At 54.2% G+C, this 2,500-nt stretch carries 1 tRNA gene and 2 rRNA genes (1 of these 3 cut by a window edge); all 3 read right to left on the reverse strand.

The features are described 5' to 3' along the window. Window positions 1-77: transfer RNA gene (locus tag ACR0DX_RS22495), tRNA-Met, on the reverse strand. A 52-nt stretch (window positions 78-129) separates the two neighbouring features. Continuing rightward, window positions 130-244 (reverse strand): 5S ribosomal RNA (rrf, locus tag ACR0DX_RS22500). A 189-nt stretch (window positions 245-433) separates the two neighbouring features. Beyond that, a 23S ribosomal RNA gene (locus tag ACR0DX_RS22505) occupies window positions 434-2,500 on the reverse strand; it runs 760 nt beyond the window's last position.

Raw genomic sequence — 2,500 nt, forward strand, 5'->3', positions numbered from 1 at the left:
TGGTTGCGGGAGCAGGATTTGAACCTGCGACCTTCAGGTTATGAGCCTGACGAGCTACCGGGCTGCTCCATCCCGCGTCAGAGTCAGATTTGTTTTCATCGTTTAGAGAGATGTGTGGGCTTTTTCTAGGTTTGGCGGTGACCTACTCTCCCGGGGCTTAAGCCCAAGTACCATTGGCGCGGCAGTGCTTAACTTCCGGGTTCGGGATGGGACCGGGTGTTTCACTTGCGCTATGACCACCAAACCGAGGAAAAGCCCATGTCGACTTTCTTGCTGTGCAAGAAAGCGACGAGGTGGCAGGTAGCGTCTTTTGCTTGCAAAAGGCACGTTGCCACTCGGTTGTAGTTATCAATCAACAGTGCCGTTTGCGTTGGCACGCGCTGTCCATGTTTACTGAGGTGTATGTTTTTGATTTGTCTTTCCATTACTGGATCAAATCAAGCCTATCGGGCGATTAGTACCGGTCAACTGAACGCATTACTGCGCTTACATCTCCGGCCTATTGACGTGGTGGTCTTCCACGGCCCTCAGGGAGACCTTGTTTTGAGGGGGGCTTCCCGCTTAGATGCCTTCAGCGGTTATCCTGTCCGATCATAGCTACCCAGCACTGCCGTTGGCACGACAACTGGTCCACCAGTGGATCGTTCACCCCGGTCCTCTCGTACTAGGGGCAACTCCTCTCAAGTCTCCTACACCCACGGCAGATAGGGACCGAACTGTCTCACGACGTTCTAAACCCAGCTCACGTACCTCTTTAAACGGCGAACAGCCGTACCCTTGGGACCTGCTCCAGCCCCAGGATGAGATGAGCCGACATCGAGGTGCCAAACACTGCCGTCGATATGGACTCTTGGGCAGTATCAGCCTGTTATCCCCGGCGTACCTTTTATCCGTTGAGCGATGGCCCTTCCACTCGGGACCACCGGATCACTATGGCCGTCTTTCGACTCTGCTCGACTTGTCAGTCTTGCAGTCAGGCTGGCTTCTGCCATTGCACTCAACGAGCGATTTCCGACCGCTCTGAGCCAACCTTCGCGCGCCTCCGTTACGCTTTAGGAGGCGACCGCCCCAGTCAAACTACCCGCCACGCAGGGTCCCGGATCCGGATAACGGACCGCGGTTAGACATCAAGAGTGCGAAGGGTGGTATCTCAAGGGAGGCTCCACAGGTACTTGCGTTCCTGCTTCAAAGCCTACCACCTATCCTGCACATCACAATCCTGATGCCAGTGCGAAGCTGTAGTAAAGGTGCACGGGGTCTTTCCGTCTAACCGCGGGAAGCCTGCATCTTGACAGGCAATTCAATTTCGCTGAGTCGATGTTGGAGACAGCGGGGAAGTCGTTACGCCATTCGTGCAGGTCGGAACTTACCCGACAAGGAATTTCGCTACCTTAGGACCGTTATAGTTACGGCCGCCGTTTACCTGGGCTTCAATTCAAGGCTCTCACCTCTCCTTTTAACCTTCAGGCACCGGGCAGGCGTCAGACCCTATACGTCGTCTTGCGACTTCGCAGAGCCCTGTGTTTTTAATAAACAGTCGCCACCCCCTGGTTTGTGCCCCCAGCCCCTAGTTGCCTAGGAACCGGGCCTCCTTCTCGCGAACTTACGGAGGTATTTTGCCGAGTTCCTTCAACATCGTTCTCTCAAGCGCCTTGGTATGCTCTACCAGTCCACCTGTGTCGGTTTAGGGTACGGTCTGATGGAGGGCTATTTCCAGGAACCACTCAGCAGCCCAATCAATCCGATAAGATTGAACTACACCTGTGATCCGTCACATCCTCCTGGCCTAGGAATATTAACCTAGTTCCCATCGCCTACGCCTTTCGGCCTCGGCTTAGGGGCCGGCTTACCCTGCTCAGATTAGCTTTAAGCAGGAACCCTTGGACTTTCGGCGAGAGTGTCTCTCACACTCTTTGTCGCTACTCATGTCATCATTCTCACTAGTGATCTCTCCACGGGATCGCTCACGCGCCCGCTTCATCGAAAGCCTCTCTCCTCCAATCTGCCCGAAGGCATGAAGGAGGAATGAGACTATGTCACACTACGCTCTGCTACCGATGCTTACGCATCCCTAGACTTCGGCTCATGGCTTGAGCCCCGTTACATCTTCGCCGCAGGACAACTTATTTAGACCAGTGAGCTGTTACGCTATCTTTAAAGGATGGCTGCTTCTAAGCCAACCTCCTGGTTGTTTTGGTCGTCCCACCTGCTTTCCCACTTAGCCATGAATTGGGGGCCTTAGTCGTAGGTCAGGGTTGTTTCCCTCTCCACTACGGACGTTAGCATCCGCAGTGTGTCTGCCATCTAGTACTCCCGGGTATTCGGAGTTTGGTTAGGATCAGTAAGCCTGTGGGGCCCCATTACCCATCCAGTGCTCTACCCCCCGGGGTATTCGGATGACGCTCTACCTAAATAGATTTCGCAGAGAACCAGCTATCTCCGAGTTTGATTGGCCTTTCACCCCTAGGCACAGCTCATCCCGATCCTTTTCAACGGATGT

The organism is Ruegeria sp. D3 (assembly GCF_056534465.1).